The 22,417-nt window shown below is 64.2% G+C and carries 13 protein-coding genes; 5 read left to right on the top strand and 8 right to left on the bottom strand.

Going from position 1 to position 22,417, the window contains the following annotated elements; translation table 11 throughout:
* The first annotated feature begins 91 nt into the window (after nucleotides 1–91).
* Together ACYOEI_RS33020 and ACYOEI_RS33015 are read left to right on the top strand one after the other, a co-directional pair.
* Nucleotides 92–364 (top strand): hypothetical protein, encoded by a 273-nt coding sequence (locus ACYOEI_RS33020; RefSeq protein ID WP_462854243.1) that lies wholly within the window; start codon nucleotides 92–94, stop codon nucleotides 362–364.
* A 10-nt stretch (nucleotides 365–374) separates the two neighbouring features.
* Nucleotides 375–1,640: a tetratricopeptide repeat protein gene (locus ACYOEI_RS33015; protein WP_462854241.1), complete on the top strand. Its 1,266-nt coding sequence runs from the start codon at nucleotides 375–377 to the stop codon at nucleotides 1,638–1,640.
* 288 nt (nucleotides 1,641–1,928) lie between these two features.
* Here the strand turns inward: ACYOEI_RS33015 and ACYOEI_RS33010 are convergent, their stop codons facing one another.
* From ACYOEI_RS33010 to ACYOEI_RS32995, 4 genes are all read right to left on the bottom strand, one after another.
* Nucleotides 1,929–2,447 (bottom strand): hypothetical protein, encoded by a 519-nt coding sequence (locus tag ACYOEI_RS33010; RefSeq protein WP_462854240.1) that lies wholly within the window; start codon nucleotides 2,445–2,447, stop codon nucleotides 1,929–1,931.
* Between the two features lie 237 nt (nucleotides 2,448–2,684).
* Complete coding sequence (locus ACYOEI_RS33005; RefSeq protein ID WP_462854238.1) at nucleotides 2,685–3,971, bottom strand: DUF1501 domain-containing protein; 1,287 nt, start codon at nucleotides 3,969–3,971, stop codon at nucleotides 2,685–2,687.
* Nucleotides 3,972–4,057: 86 nt separating this feature from the next.
* Entirely contained in the window at nucleotides 4,058–5,731 is a 1,674-nt protein-coding gene (locus ACYOEI_RS33000) for a DUF1553 domain-containing protein (protein ID WP_462854237.1), read from the bottom strand.
* 435 nt (nucleotides 5,732–6,166) lie between these two features.
* Complete coding sequence (locus ACYOEI_RS32995) at nucleotides 6,167–8,557, bottom strand: ABC transporter ATP-binding protein (protein ID WP_462854236.1); 2,391 nt, start codon at nucleotides 8,555–8,557, stop codon at nucleotides 6,167–6,169.
* Nucleotides 8,558–8,922: 365 nt separating this feature from the next.
* Here ACYOEI_RS32995 and ACYOEI_RS32990 point away from each other — a divergent pair, with 365 nt between their 5' ends.
* Entirely contained in the window at nucleotides 8,923–11,880 is a 2,958-nt protein-coding gene (locus ACYOEI_RS32990; protein ID WP_462854234.1) for a lipopolysaccharide kinase InaA family protein, read from the top strand.
* A 62-nt stretch (nucleotides 11,881–11,942) separates the two neighbouring features.
* Nucleotides 11,943–12,896 (top strand): DUF1570 domain-containing protein, encoded by a 954-nt coding sequence (locus tag ACYOEI_RS32985; protein ID WP_462854232.1) that lies wholly within the window; start codon nucleotides 11,943–11,945, stop codon nucleotides 12,894–12,896.
* A gap of 292 nt (nucleotides 12,897–13,188) precedes the next feature.
* Here the strand turns inward: ACYOEI_RS32985 and ACYOEI_RS32980 are convergent, their stop codons facing one another.
* The 3 genes from ACYOEI_RS32980 to ACYOEI_RS32970 all read right to left on the bottom strand — a co-directional run bounded on the left by ACYOEI_RS32980 (nucleotide 13,189) and on the right by ACYOEI_RS32970 (nucleotide 19,816).
* The gene (locus tag ACYOEI_RS32980) at nucleotides 13,189–16,425 is read right to left on the bottom strand and encodes an efflux RND transporter permease subunit (protein WP_462854230.1); all 3,237 of its coding nucleotides are present in this window, start codon (nucleotides 16,423–16,425) and stop codon (nucleotides 13,189–13,191) included.
* Between the two features lie 1,222 nt (nucleotides 16,426–17,647).
* Complete coding sequence (locus ACYOEI_RS32975; protein WP_462854229.1) at nucleotides 17,648–18,802, bottom strand: phosphatidylinositol-specific phospholipase C1-like protein; 1,155 nt, start codon at nucleotides 18,800–18,802, stop codon at nucleotides 17,648–17,650.
* Between the two features lie 210 nt (nucleotides 18,803–19,012).
* Complete coding sequence (locus ACYOEI_RS32970) at nucleotides 19,013–19,816, bottom strand: inositol monophosphatase family protein (RefSeq protein WP_462854228.1); 804 nt, start codon at nucleotides 19,814–19,816, stop codon at nucleotides 19,013–19,015.
* Nucleotides 19,817–19,924: 108 nt separating this feature from the next.
* On the opposite strand from ACYOEI_RS32970, the gene ACYOEI_RS32965 reads away from it, so the two are divergent.
* Nucleotides 19,925–20,227, top strand: a complete 303-nt coding sequence (locus ACYOEI_RS32965; protein ID WP_462854226.1) for a hypothetical protein — start codon at nucleotides 19,925–19,927, stop codon at nucleotides 20,225–20,227.
* Nucleotides 20,228–20,432: 205 nt separating this feature from the next.
* Here the strand turns inward: ACYOEI_RS32965 and ACYOEI_RS32960 are convergent, their stop codons facing one another.
* Nucleotides 20,433–22,385 (bottom strand): HEAT repeat domain-containing protein, encoded by a 1,953-nt coding sequence (locus tag ACYOEI_RS32960; RefSeq protein WP_462854225.1) that lies wholly within the window; start codon nucleotides 22,383–22,385, stop codon nucleotides 20,433–20,435.
* Between the last annotated feature and the right edge of the window lie 32 nt (nucleotides 22,386–22,417).

Genomic DNA, 22,417 nt, shown 5'->3' with positions numbered 1-22,417 from the left:
CACAGTTGAGCCGACGGCGATCGGGCTTGGAGTACGGCCAGGGATCGATGTGGATGTTGTCGCGGGGGACATTCTGAAGAATGGCCTGGGGATGTCGGTGTCTCCCTCATGGCGAGTCATCTCGATCTTGAGGATCCCGAAGCGGCTTCGAGACAAAGTCCCCGGTGCTCGAGGGTCGAACGATACTTATTGTTTCAAATATGGTTCGGGCTCGTTCCAGCCTGGAAGCTTCGCCCCTGGCCTCGAGCTGGCCCCCGACTCTCCAACTCACGGGTGCGTCACCCCGGCCCAGCAGGCCCCTCTCTCGACCTACGAAAACGATCTCGCGTTCACCCGCGTCGACTGGCAAATCGACGAGAATTGATAAATCGATTATGGCACGCCACCCTCTAACCATGAGCCCGAACTATCTCGCGGTCCTGCGCGGCGTCCGCGATCTCCATCGACTGACCATCAACGGTCAGGAGGAATCTCCCGAGGCGGACACGATCCGCGATGCAACCGACGCCCCGTGGGAAGGGTTAACCGAGGCGGAACGAAAGCGATTGAGCGGCCTCTCGGAAGACCTGTATTCGGTCAGCGACCCGGCGGATGCAACGCCTCGGCCGCTGAATCCCCAGGCCCAGGCGAAGCTGACGGATGCGTTCATCGCTCGAGAGTCAGGCCAGTGGGACAGGGCCCTCGATCTGCTTCGACGATGGGGTAACTACATCCCCCCGGCGTTGTTGAGCTTCTTGAGAGGTTCGATCTGGCTCGAAGCGGGTGACCCTGCGACCGCAGCCTTGTTCTACGGCCATGCGGCTGACCTGGAGCCGGATAACGGAAACTACCTCGCCCTTGCCTTGCACACCATCGACCTGGCGGGCTCCGGGGAGGCCATCCCGCAAGCCGAGAGCGTCCTCGATCACGACGAGGCTTTCGCACCCGTCGCCGTGGTTCGCGCCTGCGAAATCACGATGAAGGCGACCCAATCCGCTCCTGAGGCGAAGGCATCGGCCGTGTTCCGGCGATTGATCCCCGTACTCGAGCGGGCCCTGACACGGATCGAAACAGACGCCGAGGATGGGATCGATGAGTCGGTTTACCTAATGGCGACCGGCCTGCTCGGCTTCTCACACGAGTTCTTGGGCGACAGTCAGACTGCCGTCCATTACTACTCACGTGCGCTGGGACTTGCCCCGAACAACGTCGCATTGCTCACCGCGAGGGGCATCCTGCTCTATGGCTCCGGCCCGCGAGCCATCGGCGATTTCGAAGTCGCCGCCAAACATGGCAGCCCGGTGGTATGGCCCTATTTTTACCTCGCCCACAATGACCTGGTCAGCGGCCGCTTCGATGAATGCCGCGCGATGAGCGAGCGGGCGGGCCAATTCCCGGCGCCCGACTCGGTCCGGAGCGAACTGGCCGAATGGAAAGCCATCTCGCAGGCAGAGGTCGGCTTTCCCATCGATATGGTGAGGGCCTCGTTCGAAGAAGCCCTCCGCCTCGATCCCTCAAACGATCGAGCGCGACGCAACCTCTTACTCCTCGAGGCAGCGGTCCACCCCAACCAGCCCAGGGCGTGGGAAACTCGCCGAGCAACAGCTGTGAGGACATCGGGGATCGCAGTCCGCAGGCTCGGGCGGCCGCTGGCCGCTTGAGCGGGCCTGGAGTATCACGAGCTTTCGACGCGAACTTCTTACCTCATATAATGCTCACAATCCTCTCATTCAAACTTTCCGGGCGACTGCTGGATAGTCGCGCATCCGGACCCCTCACAGGTCTGTGCTCGCGCAATTAAGGTGGAGATATCCTCGCGCTTATTCCCATACGGAACATCGTCGCGACGGCACCTCGGATCTTCGGCGTGAGTCGAGGGCGTGTAAAGAATCGACGAGGACCGTAGACCCCGCCCATCCGATCGCTACACTGCCGGAAACTCGTCGGCCTCAGTCCATCAACCAATTGAGCACACCTCCCGGGTCGGTCATCAGCCACACATAGACGAGCGGCCAGGAGAACATGGGTAGCGCCACTCGAGCTATCAAGCGCTCGCGGTTGTCATGGTCGCCATGGAAATTTCGTAAGAACTCGATGGCCGTGATCGCCGCAGTAACAACGAGAGCCGGGAGGAAGCCGACGAAGAGAAAACCGGTGATCATGTACGGTGTATCCACCAAAGTACCGATGGATTTTGGATCGTCGAGCGAAAACCGAGGTGGATGACCGAGCGCATACCAGGCGGCTCCCCAGGTCGTATAGATGGTGATGAGCAAGAGCAGCGGAAAGCAAGAGAAGACCCAGACGGCGATTCGGCTCCAGGGCGTGCGGGAGTAGACCGCAATGCCGACGGAGACAAGCAGGACCAGCGAAAAGGCGATCGCCAGCGACGCCGGAGCCGCCGCGAAGGCGAGGGCGACGACAGCAACAATCCACATGATTTGGGCGAGAGTTAAGCGGGAAATCATGGGAACGTTGCCTGCAAGGATTGAGGGGGCTCAATCATCATGCAACTAAGGTAAGCATCGGTCGTTCCCCCCTGCAAGAGACCGACTGGCCGGGGTTGCTTTGGCGAAGCTGTCCGGCACGATCCCTCCCCATTCGCTATCTCGGCCGCTTACGCCAAAACGATCGGGCCACGCGATGCTCGAGGGGTCGCGTGGCCCAGTGTGTCTACGACCGTCAATCTCAGGAGCTTGGGCCGATCAGATCAGTTCCTTGATCACCGTGCCGCCGTCGACAAGTTTGATGGGGCGACCGCGGGGCGTGGTCCACTGGGTGGCGAGGTCGAGGTCCATGGCCTTGGTCATGGTCGCGATGACGTCCATCGGGCCCACGGGACGGTCGACGATGTCGACGCCGTCCTTGTCGGTGTCGCCGACGGCCTGGCCCCCGCGGATACCGCCGCCGCCGAGGACGACCGACCAGCTCCGCGGCCAGTGGTCGCGGCCGGCGTCCTGGTTGATCCTCGGGGTCCGGCCGAAGTCGCCCATCCAGGCGACGACGGTGCTGTCGAGCAGGCCCCGCTGTTCGAGGTCGGCCACCAGGGCCGCCATCCCCTTGTCGAGCTCGGGCAAGAGTCGCTTGGAGAGCGTGTCGAACGCGTCGCGGTGCGTGTCCCAGCCGCCGAGACTGACCTCGACGAACGACACGCCCAGTTCGACGAGCTTCCTCGCCATCAGACAGCCCGAGCCGAACGAGCCGCGGCCGTAGGCGTCGCGGACCGCGGCCGACTCGCTGTCGAGGCTCAGCGAGGCCTTCGTCGCCGGCGACTTCATCATCCGCACCGTCTTGGAGTAGACGGCGTAATGGTCGGCCCCGGCCTGCCCGCGTCGCTGGGATTTGAAGTTCTGCTCGACCAGGGAAAGCATCTCGAGACGGCGATTCATCCGGTCATCGTCGATGCCCGCCGGAGGCGCGAGGTTGGCGATCTTGCCGTTCGGATTCGCCACGACGAAGGGCGAGTACGCCATCCCGAGGAAGCCCGCACCGACGCCGGGACCGTTGATCGAGATGCAATGCGGCAGGGCGAGCGACTCGTGCTTGGAGGCGAGCTCGTAGGCGAACGAAGACCCGAAGCTCGAATGCACCACGGTCGGGTTGGGGGCGTACCCCGTGTGCATCATGTACGTGCCGCGGTCGTGGTTCCCCTCTTTCGAGTTCAGCGACCGGACGACGCTCAGGTGCTTCATCTGCTTGGCGACGTTCGGCAAGTGCTCGCAGATCGAGACCCCGCTGGCGGAAGTCGAGATCGGCCGGAACGGCCCGCCGTTCTTCTCGCTGTCGGGCTTGAGGTTCCACGTGTCCATGTGGCTCGGCCCGCCGCCCATCCATAAAAGGATGCAGCTCTTGGTCTTCTTGGGGACCTGCTGGGCGTTGGCCTCGAGGGCGCCGAGGAAGTGCATCGCCGGGACCGCCATGGCGCTCGACGCCATGTGGCCGAGGAAGTGTCGACGGGACATCCCATTGGGGACGATCAGGCGGTCGGACATGGGCCAAAACCCCCTTCAGCCGGGCCTCGTGGCAAGGCATGGACCGGCGGACGCACCCTCGGGCGGCACTTCCGTCGGGACTCGATTCAGCGATTCAAGATAAATTCATTGGAGTTGAGCAACGCCCAGAAGATGTCCTCGAGGACGTAGATCGTATCCGGATTGTTGCTCAGGACGTGACTGGCCATGTTCATCTCGCCACGCGACGGCGACCGGCTCAAGGCGGCGAGGAACAGGTTATTCACCATGAAGATCTCGGGCGCCACCCTCCCCTGTCGCAGGGCGCGGACCTTCAGGTCGTCGAGGAAGCTACCGGCCTTCCCCCCCACGGCCTTCTCCATCAACTCGCCGTTCATCATCATCAGGGCCTGGGGGATCGTGCCGTTGAACGTCGTCCCTTCGCCTTCCTCGTCGTTGGCGAAGGCGAAGACGAACTGGTTCAACCAGGCGTCGCGCTGCTTGTCCATGTTCTTCGCGCCGCCGGCCTTGTGGGCGGCCGTGGCCGTCAGCAGCGAGTCGAAGAGCTGCTCGGGCGACATCGGCTTCAAGGCCATGTGGCTGAACAGCGACTCGTCCTTCTCGTTCCCCTTGGTCATGACGCTCGACAGGTTGTAGGCCCGGCTGCTCATGATCCAGCGGATCAGCGACTTGACGTTGAAGCCGCTCTCCTGGAATTCCTTCGCCAGGGCGTCGAGCAATTCGGGGTGGCTCGGGGGGTTGTGGGCCCCGAAGTCGTCGACGGGGGAGACGAAGCCTCGGCCCAGGAAGTGGCCCCACATCCGGTTCACGAAAGCCTTGGAGAAGTTTTCATTCTTCGGGTCGGCGATGAACTTGCCCAACTCGACCCGGCGGTCGACGTCCGCCCCTTGGCTGATCTTCCGGCCGTCGAGGAACCGAGGGAAGACGACCCCGACGAGGCCGTTGCGCTTGTCGTAGCTCGAGAACGCGTCCGTCGGCTCGTCGGTCAGGTCGGTGTGGTCATACACTTCGGCCCCCGTGGCGTCCTCCTTGCGGACCTCCTCGGCCTTGACCCCCTTGTAGAAAGCGTTGATCCCCCAGAAGTCGACCTGCTTCCAGTCGTTGGAAGGATGGTCGTGGCACTGAGTGCATTGGATCTGCTGGCCGAGGAAGACGCGAGTCGTCACCGAGGTCAGAGGGACCGCCCCCATCTCAAGGTGGGCGAGAGGGAAGTTGACGGCCCCGTTCTCCTTGTTCGACCCCTTCGCCGTGATCAGTTCATAGGCCATCTCGTTCCAGGGACGGTCGGCGTTGAACTGCTGGCGGAGCCACGAGGCGAGCGCCCCTCGGTCCAGCATCCGATCCCTCGCCTGTCGGCCGATCAGGGTGACCGTCCACTCGTTGGCGAAGTTCTTTGCGAAATCCTCGTGCTTGAGGAGATACTCGACGAGCTTCGCACGCTTTCCCTTCTCCTTCGAGTGGAGGAAGGCGCTCGCCTCGTCGATGTTCGGGATTCGCCCGAGCACGTCGAGATAGGCCCGTCGGAGGTATTCTTCGTCGGTGCAGTCCTTCGACGGCTTGATCCCGGCCGCGTCCCACGACTCCTGGATCATCCGGTCGAGGAATTCAGGCTTCAACGACGTGGTCGTCGAGTCCGCGACGTCCTTCGCCGCCCCTTTGACCGGAGCCGGGAGTTTCTCGGCCGCGAGGGACTCGCCTGCCCCTAGCCAGCACCCGACAGCCACGACACAAGGCACGACCAAGGCACGGGCGGGCGATCGCCTGAAAGGACCCGCGTTCATCGTCCCACTCCTGAGATGAGGCTGACGCCCGAGGGTCCGGACCCTCAAGGCTCGATCGCTCGAATCGCGGACAGGACCGACACCGACTGTTCTCTAAGTTACGTCGAGGACAACCCAAGCGTCAAAGGGTCGCCGACGGGAAGGGACATTGCATGCGTGACAACACCAACACGGCCACCCGTGGATGCAAAAATCCGTACGGAGTTCTCTACCCTTCGTGACGCTGCGTTTCGATTTTCTGAAAGAAACGTGGAACAGTCGGTTGCGTCGACGAGGTGCTCGCAAACCCGGTGGAAGCGCCACGCCTCGGTCGGCGCGTCGGGTAAGGACGAGTCGTGACGTGGTGAGGAAAGGAGGGTCGCTCGAGTTTCGAGACGTGTTCCGTCTCGGTCCAGCTCGCGAAGGAGCGGAGAGGCTCCTCCGCAGGCAAGAGGATCAGGCACTCTCGCGCTGGAAGTGGATCTCGTGCAGGCGTCGGTAGAGGGGAGAGGTCCTGCGAAGCTCGGTGTCAGTGCCCACGGCCTCGATCCGACCGCCGTTCATCAGGACGATCCGGTCGGCGAACTGGAGGGCGCCGAGGCTGTGGGTGATGACGAAGGTCGTCCGGTTCCGGGCGAATTCCTCGATGGCCTTGCGGATCAGGGCTTCGTCCTGGATGTCGACGGCGCTCGTGGCCTCGTCGAGGATGAGGATGGCGGGGTCGCGGAGCATCGCCCGGGCCAGGGCGATCCTCTGGCGCTGGCCTCCCGAGAGTCCCAGACCACGCTCGCCGATCACGGTGTCGTAACCCTCGGGCAAGGCCGAGATGAACTGGTGGGCATAAGATCGCTTGGCGGCCGCGATGATCATGTCGCGATTCGCGCCCCGGCGACCGTAGGCGATGTTGTTCGCGATCGAGTCCTCGAACAGGATCGTGTCCTGGATCACCATGCCGATCTGCCCGCGTAGGCTCCGCAAGCGGATGTCGCGGATGTCGTGCCCGTCGATCCGGATCGCCCCGGAGCGCACGTCCCAGAACCGAGGCAGGAGGTTCATCAGCGTGGACTTGCCGCAGCCGTTCGGGCCGACGACGGCGATCGTCTCGCCGTGGCGGACGGTCAGATTCAGGCCCCGGAGCACCGGCTCCCGGCCGTTGTAGCTGAACGTGACCTGGTCGAACTCCAGCGTGTGGTGGTGCCGAGAGAGGCGAGGGGCGCCCGGCTTGTCGGCCACATCGGGCTGGCGATCCATGAGCGCACAGATTCGGTCGGCCGCCGCGGCGGCGCGCTGGATCCTCGAGTGGACATTCGCCATCTTCCGGACCGGGTCGGCGATGCCGGCCAGCATCGCATACAGCGCCAGGAGGTCCTCGATCGCCATCCGCTGCGAGGCCAGTTGCAGCTTGAAGGAGCCGAAGACGAGGAAGATCGTGTCGTTCAACACGAGAAAGGAGCCGGCGAGGAGGGCGATGCAGACCGTCGAGAGGGCCAGGAGCTCGAGCACCGGGTCGGAGAGCGCGTCGATCGTCGCGACCTTGACGCTCTTCTTGTACAGGCTCTTCGTCTCGAGGAAGAACCGACGCCGCTCTCGGCGCTCCATCGTGAACGCCTTCACCACGACGATCCCCTGAAACGTCTCCTGGAGGATCTTGTAAATCGTTGACATACTTTCGAGCGAACGCCGGACGGCCCGTTTCATGATCTGCCCGGCGCGTTTCGCGGTCATGGCCGAGACCGGGATCAGGACCAGGGCCAGGCAGGTGAGCCGCCAGTTCAGGCAAAGCGCGATACTCAAACAGCTCACGACCCGCAACGGTTCGCGAATTACCTTGCTGAAGAGCGTGTTCAGGCCCTGGCTGACCGAATCCATGTCGTTCGTGAACCGAGAGATCAACTCGGCCGAGCCTTGATCGCCGAAGCTGGAGAGGTCGAGCGCTATGGTGCGCCGATAGAAGTGATTCCTGAGGTCGAAGAGCGTCAGTTGCATGACGTCGGCGACGAGGACTTCCTGCAGGAAGAGGAAGAATCCCTTGATGGCCACGCCGGTCATGACCAAGACCATCAGCAGGAGAAGCGTCTGGAATCCATTGTGGGGGAGATATCGATTGATCAGAGGCTGAAGCTGTTGATATCTCCAAAGCCAGAGATCGGCCTTGGCCCGCTCTCGTTCGAGCGAAGCCCTGCGACCGTCGAGCGGGGCAGGGTGGGGGTTGTGCTTGAGGTCGTCGGTGATGCGTTTCAGTTCATCGAGCCTGGCCTCGGCGATCTGAAGCTCCCGTTTGGCAGTCTTCAGCGCTATCTGGTCGCGCGTGGCCGCCTCATCCTCGAACGCGGGCAGCACCGGCTCTCCCGCTCGGGGGCGGGCCTCCGGCACCACGCCCGCCGCGGGTGCAGGTGCCGCGGCACCTTCACCTCGGGGAGCAGCCCCGCCCGGGTCGCCTTCCGCCCCACGTTCGCCGTCGGGGCCTTTGCCCTGCAACGGCGGGAGGTTGATCTGGTCAAGCCGAGCCTCGAGCCTCTGGGCTTCCGCCTGCTTCTCGTCGCGGGCCTTGTGGACCTCGCGGAAATGCATGACGAGCTTGAGGTCCCTGGGGTTGCGCACCTGCCGGACGACGTCCACCTCCTCGATTCGTGCTACCACCGCGTGGAGCACCGTCTGCTGCGAGACGATCTCCTCGGCGACCCACTTCTGACAATCCTTGTTGTAGAAGAGGATTTTCAGGAGGGGTAAGACCATCGCGATGTCGGTCGCGTAGAGCAGGGCTACCATCATCGCACAGCCCAGCGACAGCGCGAACCGGACCCGGTACGGCCAGGCGAATCCCACGAGGCGGGCGAAGTTCTTCATGGTTGGCAATCGCCAAAGACGGGGTTACCCAAAAGCATCCATGCCACCAAGGCGCACGTTTCCGACGCCTGAAGGTTAGGGCTTCGCGACCATGTACCACGACTCGCGAAAGTTGACAAGGCGACTTGAATCACCTTCACGAATGTAGATCGGTGGTGCCCGGCGAGAGTATCAAGCTGATTTAGGAGAGGAGGACTCAACCTGGAGGGTTGTACTCTCTGGATAAACCAGGGATGCTCCGCCAATCAGGAAGAACGGAAAACCCGCGACGATCCGTCTTGGCAATCTCGAAGGGGCGGGCTAGAATCCGGCACGCGGTCGGCTCGGATCTCCGGATCGGCCGCACTACCGTCAGGGAGGACGGGATGAAGGTACTGGCCCTGGTCGATGCCCCCGATCATGTCTGTTGCCGCTACCGGATCCGGGCGTTCGAACCGGCGTTGAACGACGCGGGGGCCACGCTCACATTGCGCGGCCTGGCTCGCGGGGCGATCGCCCGATGGTCGCAGTTCTCCGACGCGGCCCAGTTCGACGCGGTCATCCTCCAGCGCAAACTCCTGCCGGGCTGGCAGCTCAGGCAGCTCAGGCGACGCGCCCGGCGACTCGTCCTCGACTTCGACGACGCGGTCCTCTATCGCGACTCCTACGACGCGAGGGGGCCGTATTGCCCTCGAAGGGCCCGACGCTTTGCCCAGGTCGTCCGGCTCGCCGATGTCGTGATCGCCGGCAACCGGTTCCTGGCCGATTGCGCCCTGCGAGCGGGGGCTCCGGTCGAACGGATCCGCGTCATCCCGACGTGCGTCGACACCGACCGCAACCGCCCAAGGATCGAAACAGGCGACTCGGAGACGCCCCGAGGCCGAGGGCTGGACCTGGTCTGGATCGGGTCGTCGAGCACGTTGCAGGGCCTTGAGGCGAAGCGCCCACTCTGGGAGAGGATCGCCCGCGAGGTCCCCGGCGTCCGGCTCCGCGTGATCTGCGACCGGTTCCCGGATCTTGGTCCCATGCCGGTGGTCGAGATTCCCTGGGCCGAGGCCAGCGAGGCCCAGGCGCTCGCGGCCGGGGATGTCGGGATCAGTTGGATTCCCGACGACCTCTGGAGCCGAGGGAAGTGCGGGCTCAAGGTCCTCCAATATCAGGCGGCCGGCCTCCCCGTCCTCGCCAACCCGGTGGGGGTGCACCCCGAGATGGTCACTCCCGACGTCTCGGGGATCCTCGTCGACTCGGACGATGCGTGGGTCGAGGCCGTTCGCAAGCTGGCTGGCGATTTCAAGATGGTCCGGCAAATGGGGGAGAACGCCCGGCACAACATCGAGACTCGCTACTCGGTCGAGGCCTGGGGCGACACCTTCGCCTCCACCGTCCTAGGTTACCACCGCTCGATCACGCGTCGCCGACGAAGAGCTCGGGCCTCGGCAGTCTATGCGGGAAATGCGGCGGCGACGGCCGCCTCGACCGCGGCCCTCGGCCATCGGAGCGTCCCCGGGCCAGGGCCACTCGAAGGACGAACCGGACGAAGGATCGACCGGCCTGGTCGTGGCGAACGGATGAACTGGCTGTTCAAGAAGATCCCCCAACCCGAGGGTTCCGACCGCCTTTTCGAGCCTCCTCACTGGGACTGGGCCCAGGCGGGCGACGTGGGCTGGTGGGTGCGTGCCGACTGGCGCGAGGCCCTGCTCGGACCTCGGGGGCTTCGGCTCGACGAGTGGCAACGCAACGGTCGGTTGACCGTGGTCAAGACCGGGCCCCATCGGGTCGTCTACCGCGCCGAGCTCGATCAGGGGGCAGTGTACGTCAAGCATTTCCTGGTTCCCGACTTCCGGGCCAAGGCCCGCCAATGGTTCCGGCGAGGCAAAGGGCGGAATGAGGGTCGGCGTACCCGGTATCTCGCCGAGATCGGGGTCCCGACGATCACTCCGATCGCGCTGGGTGAGCAGCGCAAGCGGTTCTTCCTGCTCGAGAACTACCTCATCACGCACGCGATCCCCGAGGCCGTCCCGCTCGACGAATTCGTCGAGCGTGTGATCCCTCGATGGTCCCCTTCGCGACAGACCCGGATCCGCCAGGAGCTCGCCGACGCGCTCGGGATCATGACCGCCCGGCTCCACGACGCGGGGTTCGTCCACCAGGACTTTCACCCCGGCAACGTGCTGGTGCAAATGGACGCAACCGACCGCCCTCGGCTCGCCATGATCGACCTCGATGCGCTCCGGGTCTGCGACCCGCTCGGGTGGCCCGAGGCGAGGCTGAACCTCGCGCTCCTGAATCACTACTTCTGGCTCCGCTGCGGCCGATCGGATCGCTACCGGTTCCTGCGGACGTACTTGAGGTCGCGGAAGGGTCCTTGCCCCGACCCGGCCGCGTTCGCGAGGGGGATCGAAGGGGCCACGCGGACCTGGGCCGAGCGGCTCTGGCGCCGCTGGGGACGCCGATGCCGCGGCACCAATAAATACTTCAAGAAATACCGAGGTAGCGACTCCTGGTCGGTCGCCTCCCGAAACCTCGACCCGGACGTCGTCCGTACCTTGCTGGCCGACCCCGACGGTCCGTTCTCGAAAGCGGGGACCGTACTCCTGAAGGAGTCGAGGACCACGACCGTCGCGGAGACGACACTCAATGTGGACGGCAGGCCGACCCGCGTCATCTACAAGCGGTTCAACCGGCGGGCCTGGTTCGACCCGCTCCTGACCTGGTTCCGGCCGTCGCGGGCCTGGCAGTCGTGGCAAGCCGGTCAGCACCTGGCCAGCCGAGGGATCCCGACCCCGCAGAACCTGATGTTCCTGGCGCGACTGCGGACGTTCCGCCGCGATCCCCTGTTCTGGTATCTGCCCCACGAGACCTACCTGGTCACGATCAAGGAAGAACCGTCGATCACGCTGGGCGACTACGTGAACGAGGTCCTCCCGACCCTCGACGCCGAGACGCGACGAATTCAGATCCGGAGCCTGACGCTGGCGCTCGCCCGGTTGCTTCGCATGCTCCACGAGCGCTCGCTCTCCGACCGGGACCTGAAGGCGTCGAACCTCCTGATCCTGGGCGACCCCGCTTCGCCGGACGTCCGCCTGAGCGTGATCGACCTCGTGGGGGTCCGGTTGATCCACCCGCTGCCGGATCACCGGCGGATCCAGAACCTCGCTCGACTCCACCTGAGCCTGGCGGACGTCGTGGGTCGGACGCGGACCGATGCCCTGGTCTTCCTCCGCGCCTACCTGACGTGGGGGCTGTCTCCGCACAACGACTGGAAGAGGATCTGGCGGGCGATCGCGACGGCCAGCCAGGTGAAGCGGGAGCGAAACCGACGACGGGGGCGAGCCCTTTCGTAAGGACGGCCCCTCGCCAACGCACCACGGACGATCGACCCGACCTGAGCGACGAGGCCCCGACGATGCAGGAGAAACGACCGGCACGGCCCCGCCCGATCTTCTGGCTATTCGCCTCGCTCGGACTCGTCGGCTGCGCCTCGCTGGGAGAGAAGGGGCAGTCGCTGGTCCCCACCCGGCACGTGGTCAAGGCCGGCCCCTACGCCGTCTACTCGAACTTCCCGATCCCCGCCGACGCCCCGGCGATCCGCAGCCTAAAGTCGCTCGAGGCCGACCTCGGGTCACGGCTAGGGATCCGGGTGGACTCGGAGGAGCCCCCGGTCGAGGTCTACATCCTCAACGACCGCCCGAGCTTTGATCATTTCCTCAAATACTATTACCCCGAGCTCCCCTCCCGACGCGCCTTCTTCCTCGCGCAGGGGTCGCAACGCGTCGTCTTCACGTTCATGGGCAATCGCCTCGAGGAGGACCTTCGTCACGAGGCGACTCACGCCCTCCTGAACGTCGTCTACGGCGACATGCCGCTCTGGCTCGACGAGGGACTCGCGGAATACTTCGAAGTCCCGAACGGCCGGCAGGGGGTGAACTCCGAACACCTTACCCGGCTGCCCTCCGACCTCGCCTCGGGGTGGAAGCCCGACCTCCCCCACCTCGAGACCCTCCGGAGCGTCAGGGACATGAGCCCTCGCGACTACCGCGAGTCCTGGGCCTGGGTCCACTACCTCCTGAACGACTCAAAGCCGGGCAAGGCGACCCTCTTGAACTACATGGCCGATTACCACAAGGACCCGCGGACACTCGCCCTATCCGCCCGCCTGCGTAACCCGGACGGCAACGCCCCGCGCGAGATGGTCGCCCACCTCGACCACGTCAAAGTCCCTCCGCTCGTCGCGGCCAACTCCGCCCCGACCACGCCCGACGCCATGGTCCGACTCCAGGACAATTCCTCGGAGTCTTCGCGGCCAACGAACCAAAAGCGAAGCTTCTTCGGACGAATGCTCGAGAAGCTGGGACTCTGATCCCGCGTTGCCACGAATCCTCTCCGCCGGGAACACCAAGACGTTGAGGGCCCGCCTCGAAGGTGTCTTCGTGGCGGGCCCTCAACGCTTTCGATCGTCTCTCGCCCCCCCGGATGCATGAATCCGAACGGACTTCCCCGGTGTCCCGAGCCCACTCCGCACGAGCCTTCCCCCTGGTGGTCGGGGAACTCTTGCCCGCTCTTGCTGCGGTAGGCGAGGCGAAATACGCGGGGCAAGAGTGCCCCGCCTACCGAGGAGCATCAGCATACTCATAAACGATCAGTTCTTCGCTTCAATGCGTCGGATGCTTCGTCTTCGAGAGGGATCCGACAGGCACGTCATGCGAACTCACCGCGATGGCGCCGTGGTGGGAGCGATTGTTCTCGCTGAGGGGTTTATCCGACTGATCCCGGAGGAGGTGCCGCCCGTCGGAGATCTTGCCGAAGATGTAGTAGAGCCCGGGGATGACCAGCACGCCGATCAAGGTGCCGATGAGCATCCCGCCGACCGCGGCGGTGCCGATGGTGCGGTTGCCGATCGCGCCGGGGCCGGTGGCGACGACAAGGGGAAGGAGGCCGGCGATGAACGCGAAGGAGGTCATCAAGATCGGCCGGAACCGGAGCTTCCCTCCTTCGATGGCGGCTTCGACGAGGCTCAAACCCTCCCGGCGCCTCTGTACCGCGAACTCGACGATGAGGATCGCATTCTTGCCGAGCAGCCCGACCAGCATGACGAGACCGATCTGGGCGTAGACGTCATTGGACAACCCCATGACATCCAGGAACTGGAAGGAGCCGTAGATCCCGACCGGCAGCGACAGGATCACGGCCAGCGGGAGGATGAAGCTCTCGTACTGCCCGACGAGGACCAAGTAGACGAACGCGACGACGATCAAGAAGATGTAGACAGCCAGATTCCCCTTGCCAACCTCGTCATACGAAAGACCTTCCCAGCCGAGGCCGTAACCGTGGGGCAGGGTCTCGAGGGCGACCTCCTCGATGGCCTTGATCGCTTGACCGCTGCTGTAGCCGGCCGCCGGCGCACCTTGGATGGCGGCGGAGGGATACAGGTTATAGCGATTGATCTCGTTCATGCCTTGCTTCTTCTTGAGCTTCATGAACGAGGAATACGGGACCATCCCCCCTCGATCGTTCTTGACGAACATGTTCGAGAAATCGGAGGGGAACCGCCGGAACTCCGGCGACGCCTGGACGTAGACCTTGAAGAACTGGCCGAAGAGGATGAAGCCCTGTTCCCAGGTGCTGCCGATGACGATGGACAGGTTGTCCATCGCGGCCCCGATCGACACCCCCTTCTGCATCGCGATGTCGTTGTTGACGATCAGCTCATACTGCGGGTAGTTGCTGGCGAAGAAGGTGAACAGGCCCTTCACTTCCTTGCGTTTCTTCAAGGCGGCCATGAACTTCTCGGTCACCTCGCCGAGCCGCTGGTAGTCCATCGTGTTCGTCTTGTCGAGGACTCGAGTCGAGAACCCACCGGCCGCGCCGAAACCGGGGACGGCAGGAGGCTCGAAGAACTCGAGCTTGACGTTCGAGATCACTCGGCCTTCCCGTTCGAGTTCCTCGATAATCTGCTTCGAGGTCAACTTGCGTTCGTGCCAGGGCTTCAAGTTGATGAGACAGGTCCCCGCGTTCGAACCGCGGCCTTCGGTCAAGACCTCGTAACCGGCCAGGGAGGAAACCGACGTGACGCCATCGATCTTCTTGGCGATCGACTGCAACTCGTGGGACTTGGCGTTGGTGTACTCGAGCGTCGAACCCGGCGGCGTCTGGATGATCCCGTAGATCATCCCCTGGTCCTCCAACGGGATGAATCCCGACGGGAGGAACATGTTGACGAAGACAATTCCCACACCGAAGACCCCGACGACGGACGCCGTCAGGAGTTGGCGAGTGACGATCCGGCGCAAGATGCCCGCATACATCGCCGTGACCTTCTCGACGCCGCGGTCGAACACATAGAGCAACGCGGCGATCGGCCCGCGAATCTTCTTGTGGCCCGTGTGGGGCTTGAGGATCATCGCACAGATCACCGGGGTGAGCGTCAGGGCGACGACGCCGGAAAGGACGATCGAGGTGGCCATCGTGAGGCCGAACTGGCGGTAGAAGGTGCCGACCGGCCCGGTCATGAACGTCACCGGGACGAACACGGCCGTCATCACGAGTGTAATCGCGATGATCGCCCCGCTGATCTCCTGGATCACCTCTTTCGTCGCCCGATACGGCGAAAGGTGCGTCTCGTGCATCTTGGCGTGCACGGCCTCGACCACGACGATCGCGTCATCCACCACGACGCCGATCGCCAAGACCAGCGCGAAGAGCGTGATCAGGTTGATCGAGAGCCCGAGCAGCAGCATGAAAAAGAAAGTCCCGATCAATGAGACCGGGACCGCGAGGATCGGGATCAGGGTGGAACGCCAGTCGCCGAGGAAGAGGAACACGACCAGGGCCACCAGGATGAACGCCTCGAAGAGCGTGTGGAGGACCTTGTCGATCGAGGCCTCCAGGAACGCGGAAACGTCGTAGGAGACCGCAAAGTCCATCCCGGCGGGGAAGTTGTCCTCCTTGATATCCTCGAGCTTCTTCTTGACCTCCTCGATGACCGTCGTGGCGTTGGAGCCGGGGGTCTGCTTGAGGACGATGGCGGCCGACGGGAGGCCGTCGATGTCCGAGTAGAGGTCGTAGAACGAAGAGCCGAGCTCGACCTTCGCGACATCCTTCAGTTTTAAGATCTCACCATTCGGGTTCGCCTTCAAAATGATGTTTTCATACTGCTCGGCCTTACTATAGCGCCCCACCCACGTCAGGACGTACTCGATGGTCTGCGACGTCCGGCCCGTCGCCTGCCCGAGTCGCCCGGGCGAGCCGATGATACTTTGTTCCTTCAGCGCCCTCATCACGTCGTCGGACGCGATATTGTACGCACGCATCCGCTCGAGGTTCAGGAAGATCCGCATCGCATACGCGCGGTTGCCGAGGATCGTGGCCGTGCCGACACCCCGGACGCGCTTGATTTCGGGCAGGATGTTGACGGTGACGTAGTTGTACAGGAAGTTCTGGTTGACGCCCTCGGCCTTGCTGAAGACATTCACATACATCAGCATACTCGTCATGGCCTGCATGACGATGATGCCCTCGCGCTCCACGATCGGTGGGAGCCGGTTCTTCACCGTGGCGATCCGGTTGTTCACGTTCAAGACCGCCACGTTCGGGTCCGTGCCCGGCTCGAAGATGATCTGGATCGCCCCCTCGCCCGCGCTGGTGGCGGCCGAGGCCATGTAGCGCATGTCCTGGACGCCGTTGATCGACTGCTCCAGGATGATGAGGACCGAGTCGACCAGGACGTTGGCGCTGGCACCCGGATAGGAGACGGCGACGATCACGCTCGGAGGCGCGACGGAGGGGAACTGCGACATCGGCAGGGTTTTGATCGCCAACAACCCTAGAAACACAATGATGACCGAAATCACAATCGCAAGTGCCGGCCTATGGAGGATGTTGGTGAACATCGGGAGGCTCCATCCGGAGAGTGGGGACGTAGAGCGAACGAAGGCGACGAGCCCACGGGGGGATGAGCCTCGACCAACCCAAGCAGTCGATGATTCCGACTTCGCAACGAATCGACAAGAAAAACGACGAGCTTACGTTGAAGCACAACCCTCAACCGGCGCTAGCGCCGACGGGCTCGCCGCAATGGATGACTCTACAACGATTCCGGAAACCTGACCATCGATTTCTTCCAAAAACGCGTTGACCAAGAACCTTGAGCCGATTAAAGCTATGCAAAAGGATCGGCCAACCTGCATTGGCGGCTATATCGATCCCAAGCTTTTAAGAAGTTGACCGTTCTGGTTCGGCGTCAATTGTCATTCGATGAAGACGCTCGCTCGCCTTCACTCACCCCGTGAAGACCGTGGAAGTAGTGACCTAGCCTGGCTTTGCGATGATCTCTCACGCCCCGATCATTCCGTTTTCCTCGCCACCCGGGCGGCGGCCGACTGGACCAAAGCAGGTCTAGCGGGACAGGGGAGATCGGGCGGCACCGAAAGGAACGGGTACATCGCGGCTCGACGATACTCCCGATCCAGGGCCGCACTTCGATCGTGGACTTCGGCCAACTCCAGAAAGTGGGCTCGTCGAGCGCTGAGATTCTGGACCCCGAAAATCAACGCCGCGACCACCACCGTGGCCAACAATCGCCTCACGGTCGGCCGCGGGACTCGCATGGGAATACCTCGGCACGAGCAAAGATGAGGTACACAGCCTTTTTGGTGATGTCAACAAAACCATCGACCTGACACCCCGTCAAGCCTTGACTTGGGGTGCACCGTGACCGCTTTCACTTCGCCGCCTAAGGCAGGAATCTGAGCGGATCTCCCCGGCACTCGGCACGAGACATCCCCCGGATAGACGGGGCACACTTGCCCCGCTCTTCCTGCGGAAGACGAGACGAAAGCCGCGGGACAGGAGTGCCCCGCCTTCCGGGGTGATAATCCTTAGGCCCAGGCGAATACCGCAGGGCAAGTGGATGGTGATGTTGGGCGGAGCTTGTCCCGAGGATCCAAATTATTCCCGAACACCAATGGGGATGAAGGAACGACCGGGCTGTTTCCGGCACGGAAGCGAGGTCTCGCATTGGTGCCGACCGCCAGCCATTCTCTCCGTCCCCATCCGTGGGATGACCCGGCGAGGAGCTTGAGCGACCCCTGAGTCATGGGAACTGGGTCGGATTTATCGGCCTCGGGCCGGCGGGGACGTTGCCGGGCCGACGGAGCCTTCGAGGTCGGTCACCGAGGGGTTGGTCGGACCGCTGACGGGGTTGGGGCGGGCGGCAATGCCGTCGACGAAGCGGACCTGGTAGGGGGAGAACTCGAGGCGAGGCTCGGGGTAGTCGGTGCTCACGAACTGGGCGCCGCTCGCGAAGGCCTTGTCGCGACGGGTCGGGTCGTTCTTGCGGGCCTCGACGGTATCGATGTCGGCTCGGGTGCGGACGAGGAAGCCGTCGTGGACCAACGCCTGGATCTTGTCGAAGTCCTTGATGGAGTCGTTCATCTTCGTCCAGGCGGCCGCGGGATGGCTCGGCGCGACGCTGACGAAAAGTAAACGGCCCTGGAGTGCGGGGTGGCCTTCGAGGTAGTGATCCCTCGGAGCCCCTTCATTGTCGAGGGCGAACATCACCTTCCCCCGGACCGAGTCGAGCGTCGGCCAACCTCGGCCGCGGATCGCCTCGGGGAGCGTGGAGGCATTACCTCGAACGTCGTCGGGCGTGAGGATCTCCGAGCGTTCGAAAACCGAGAGGATCTCGGCGTCGACCGCCTCGACCTCGGCCTTGCCGATGGGCAAAGGTCGCGTCGGGAGGGCCGCGATCGCCTCGTCCTTCAGCTCGACCAGGATCATGATCGGGACGTGCCGAGGGTGGGCCCGCGACCAGGTCCGAACCTGGGTCAGGGCATCGACGAAGGTGGAGGCAGTCGTCCGGTAGTCGATGTCCTGGACGTGCATGACCTTCAGCCCTGGGCGGCGGAGAACGCCGTCCGCGTCGGGGTCGGGGCCGGGATCCTTGCCGAGCGTTTTGAGGATCTTGCGGGCGGCGGGTTCGGAGAGATGCCCCCCCTTGGGATCGGCGAAGACGTCGAGCTCGATCTGCCGAATCCCCAGGTCGGAGAATTGCTCGGCGAAGGGTCGGTGCGTGTAGTCGAGCCCCTCCGCGGTCGAGCGCTTCGGGGTGCCGATCAGGTTGAGCACGGTCGGGTGCGGGGCGATGTGGTACGAGTTGTGGCTCCCGATCACCTGGATCTGGTTGAGCCGAATCTCGTCGGATAAGGCCAAGCCAGCGATCTCGGTGGACGCGAGCAATGTGAAAATGAGCGGCAATCGCGCGGGCATGAGAGGCCTCGGAGAAGTCGAGTTCGGTCGTTGAAGGAAAGACGCCGACGGCGAGACGGCCCATCGGGGCAAGTCCCGCCGTCTCGCATGGTCCCGCGTTTGAATCAAGATCGATGGAAGGTTTCTTGTCGGATGCGTGAATCGGACCGCCGCGAAGCCTCCCGGCCGACCTCGTCCATCTCGGAACCTCGACCCGAACCCGACCGAGAGTCAGGCCTTGCAAGAGGCGCGGGCGTCGGCGAGGAACCGGATCGACTCGTCGTGGACGAGCCCGTTGGTGGCGAGGATCCCGAGTCCGTAGAGGTCGTAAGGCTCACCTTCCATGCCGGTGACGACGCCGCCGGCCTCGCGGACGAGGACGACCCCTGCGGCCGCGTCCCAGGGGTTCATGGAGCTCGCGTAGCAGACCTCGAATCCGCCCGCGGCGACGAGCGCGAGGTTGAGCGCCGAGGAGCCCGTGCGGCGGACGGAGTGGGTGCCGGTGGAGAACCGCCGCATGTAGGCCATCTGGAGGTCGGCGTCGGACGCGAAGTCGGTGGGGAGCGCCGTGCTGATGAGGCTGGCGCCGAGTCGATCCGCCCGGCTGACCCGGAGCGGCCGGCCGTTCTTCGTCGCCCCGGCCCCGAGCGAGGCGCTATAGGTCTCCTGGCTCAGGGGGTTGTGGACGATGCCGACGACGAGCTGCCCCTCATGCTCGAGCGCGATCGAGACGCACCAGAAGGGGAAGTTGTGGGCGAAGTTGATCGTGCCGTCCAGGGGGTCGACGATCCAGCGCCAGGGCTTGGACGGGTCAAGGACAGCCCCTTCTTCTTCGCCGAGCAGCGTGTGGTCGGGGAACTCGCGTGAGAACCGATCGGCGATCAAGGCCTGGCTGGCGAAGTCGGCGTCGGTGACGAGGTCACCCGGCTTCTTCTCGCGCGCGGCGACCCGACCGTAAGCGTCGGCGAGGAGCTGACCCGCCTCGACGGCGACGCGCTCGGCCACTCGTTGGCATTCTCGGTAATCTTGCTGCAACCGATAGCTCCTGACTCATAAAAGGATGAGGGACGCGCAAACCTTTTTGATCGCGCAAAGGTTGTCGGGCATAGTTCCCTGGGCGGCTCGAGCGACGATCCCCGCCTGGTGACGGGTCGGCGTCAGGTCTCTTGCCACCCCACTTCATCCGGAGCCTACACCATGTATGTCTGGGAGTTGATCTCCTTACGCCTCGGCCTCGCGGGCTGGGACGTCTGGCATTCGACGAGGAACGACGCCTACGGGCCGACGTACACCGTCCACCTGAGCCGCCCTGGGGGCTCGTACGACGTGTGCGGGCCGACCCTCACCGAGGCCTACAGCGCGGCCTCTCGACGCGTCCGCGAATCCGCCGAGTCCGCAGTCCCTGGTCCGCTCGCCGCTCGAGGCGTGCTGTCGGCCTGGGGATAAACCCAAAGCCGATTGGATCATCGTCAAAGAGCCTGACGCCTGGCCGGCTCGGTTGTCAACAGCTTCCGGGCCGAGCACGCTAGCCTCTTGAACGACGCTCGAGTCGAAGACACTCGACGTCCGCGATCCGTCAAAAGCAGGTCGGGCCCGCCGTCCCTCGCGGGACGGCGGGCCCGAAACGATGGTGTCGTCTCGACTCGGACGATCACTTCTCGTCTTTGGGGGTTTCCTCGAGGGCGTCGGCCTTCGGCGCCGACTTCGACTTCCCCGCGGGGCGAAGCTCGTGGTCGCGAAGCAAGTCTTTCCAGGCCCGGAGACCGGCCCCTTCGGGGTGTTCGGGGGAGTACTTCAGGTCGTCACGCCCGGTTAGCCCCTGGAGGTTGTCGAGGGCCAGCTCTCGGATGCCGACGTCCGGCGAGCTCAGGAGCTGGATGAGCTCGGAGAAGGTCCCCTCGTCGCCGGCCTCCTTGGCCGAGTACCCGACGATGAGCTTCTCGACGGTGGCCGCCTGGTCTTCGCCGAAGTAGTCGAGGATCTGGGCGTGGAGCGTGGCGGCGGAATCCGGCGCCTGTGCCAGGAAATCACGGAGGACCGCGATGGAGGCGCGTCGGGTGACCGGGTCTTCTTTGCGATTGAGGAGCGGGACGACATAGGAGATGTCGCCGACGGCCCTCAAGGCGAAGATCGCCAGGCGCCGGACGTCGTTCTGATCGACATCCATCGCCTCGACCAAGGTCGGGATGATCGGCCGGTCGCGGAAGAACTTCTGGAACTGCTCGCCGACCTGGAGGTCATAGGTGCTCGGCTTCGCGTCGACCACCCAGGTCGGGACGGGCTTGGAGTCGGCCTCGATCCAGGATCCTGGCGACTCGAACGTGATGGAGCCGGGGCCGACGACCGTTTCCTTGGCCTCGTCGACGGACACGGGGACACTCCCCTCGGACGCGGACACCTTCAGGACTGGGTTGGAGGCCGTCGGGGCGCCGGGCTCTCGGCGATTCAGCCGCTCGAGACCGACGTGGGAACCGCTGGGGGGGACGAGGTTGACGAACTTCTTGGCGAACTGGATCGAGAACGGTGAAGCGTTCGGAGTGCCGTGGAGGACGATGCGCCCTTGCGCCAGATGCAACCTGGCCGCCTGACCGGGCAGCGGAGGCAGGACCCAGACCTCGGTCTCGCCGACGAGGTCGACCTTGGCCTCGCCGAAGGAGAGCGTCGACCGGAACGGCTGGAGGTTCAGGATCCGATCCTGATCCTTCAAGGGGGTCTCGGCGTTCAATTGGACCCAGAGTCGCGAATCGCGGTCGAATCGAAGAAGGACTCCGCTCGGTTTTTCCGCCTTGCCGACGACCCCGGGCGGCAAGTCGGCCGGGGCGGCCGGCTCCTTTGGCGCGTCGGCCGCCTTGGCCGAGTCCGGTGAGTCGGCTTTCGCGAGTTCATCGCCCTTCTTCGCAGCCGCAGGGGCCTCGGGAGTGGCCGCCCCATCGACCGCTTTCGGCTCGACTTTCTCGGGTTCGGCCGGTCCGGCCCCTTCCTTGGGCTCAGTCTTCGCCACGGTCGTCGGAACGTTCTTCGGCGCGGAGGGGGGCAAGAGGCTCGACCAGGCGGAGGCGCAGAGCACTGCGATCAGCAAAAGGATGGCGACGGGCGGGCCGAACCGCTCGAACCAGGGACGTTGGGGAGGGATCGGGGTAACCCAGGGCTGGATCGGTTCGGAGACCGGCCCGGGTTCTTCGGCATGGGACGCCCGAGGCGCCTTGGACGCGACCGACTCTCGCCCCTTGACTAGATGATACATCCGATGCCTCGCCTCGGCGGGCACCTTGGCCTTCTGGCCGATCAGGCTGAGGATCTGATGCACGCTGGCAACTTCGGCGAGGTGGACGTCCGAGGTCAGGCAGCGCTTCTCGAACTCGGCGACTTCCTCGGCAGAGAGCTCATTGTCGAGGTAGCCCGAGACCAGGTTCGGGTCGGTCGCGTCGGGCCCCGACCGGCTCGGGACCGTCAAGCGGCGCTGGCGGGTCACGCGGTGCACGCGGTCCACCAGGTCCTTCGCGAACGGGCTCTCCGCCACCTGCTTACCGATCTCCCGGACTTCCGAGGGGGAGAGCGTGTCGTCGAGCCAGGCCAAGAGCGTCCTCAAAGTCAGTCGCATCATCCGGTCCCTTCGCCGAGTTCGGGGCAATCACG

Source organism: Singulisphaera rosea (assembly GCF_054877945.1).
Note: the sequence above shows the minus strand (reverse complement) of the source record. Positions and strands in the feature narration are given on the sequence as shown.

Coding starts and splice junctions, on each gene's coding strand:
- ACYOEI_RS33015 (WP_462854241.1), top strand. CDS start 375: ATGGCACGCCACCCTCTAACCATGAGCCCGAACTATCTCGCGGTCCTG.
- ACYOEI_RS33010 (WP_462854240.1), bottom strand. CDS start 2,447: ATGATTTCCCGCTTAACTCTCGCCCAAATCATGTGGATTGTTGCTGTC.
- ACYOEI_RS32960 (WP_462854225.1), bottom strand. CDS start 22,385: ATGATGCGACTGACTTTGAGGACGCTCTTGGCCTGGCTCGACGACACG.
- ACYOEI_RS33020 (WP_462854243.1), top strand. CDS start 92: ATGTCGGTGTCTCCCTCATGGCGAGTCATCTCGATCTTGAGGATCCCG.
- ACYOEI_RS33000 (WP_462854237.1), bottom strand. CDS start 5,731: ATGAACGCGGGTCCTTTCAGGCGATCGCCCGCCCGTGCCTTGGTCGTG.
- ACYOEI_RS33005 (WP_462854238.1), bottom strand. CDS start 3,971: ATGTCCGACCGCCTGATCGTCCCCAATGGGATGTCCCGTCGACACTTC.
- ACYOEI_RS32975 (WP_462854229.1), bottom strand. CDS start 18,802: ATGCCCGCGCGATTGCCGCTCATTTTCACATTGCTCGCGTCCACCGAG.
- ACYOEI_RS32990 (WP_462854234.1), top strand. CDS start 8,923: ATGAAGGTACTGGCCCTGGTCGATGCCCCCGATCATGTCTGTTGCCGC.
- ACYOEI_RS32995 (WP_462854236.1), bottom strand. CDS start 8,557: ATGAAGAACTTCGCCCGCCTCGTGGGATTCGCCTGGCCGTACCGGGTC.
- ACYOEI_RS32980 (WP_462854230.1), bottom strand. CDS start 16,425: ATGTTCACCAACATCCTCCATAGGCCGGCACTTGCGATTGTGATTTCG.
- ACYOEI_RS32985 (WP_462854232.1), top strand. CDS start 11,943: ATGCAGGAGAAACGACCGGCACGGCCCCGCCCGATCTTCTGGCTATTC.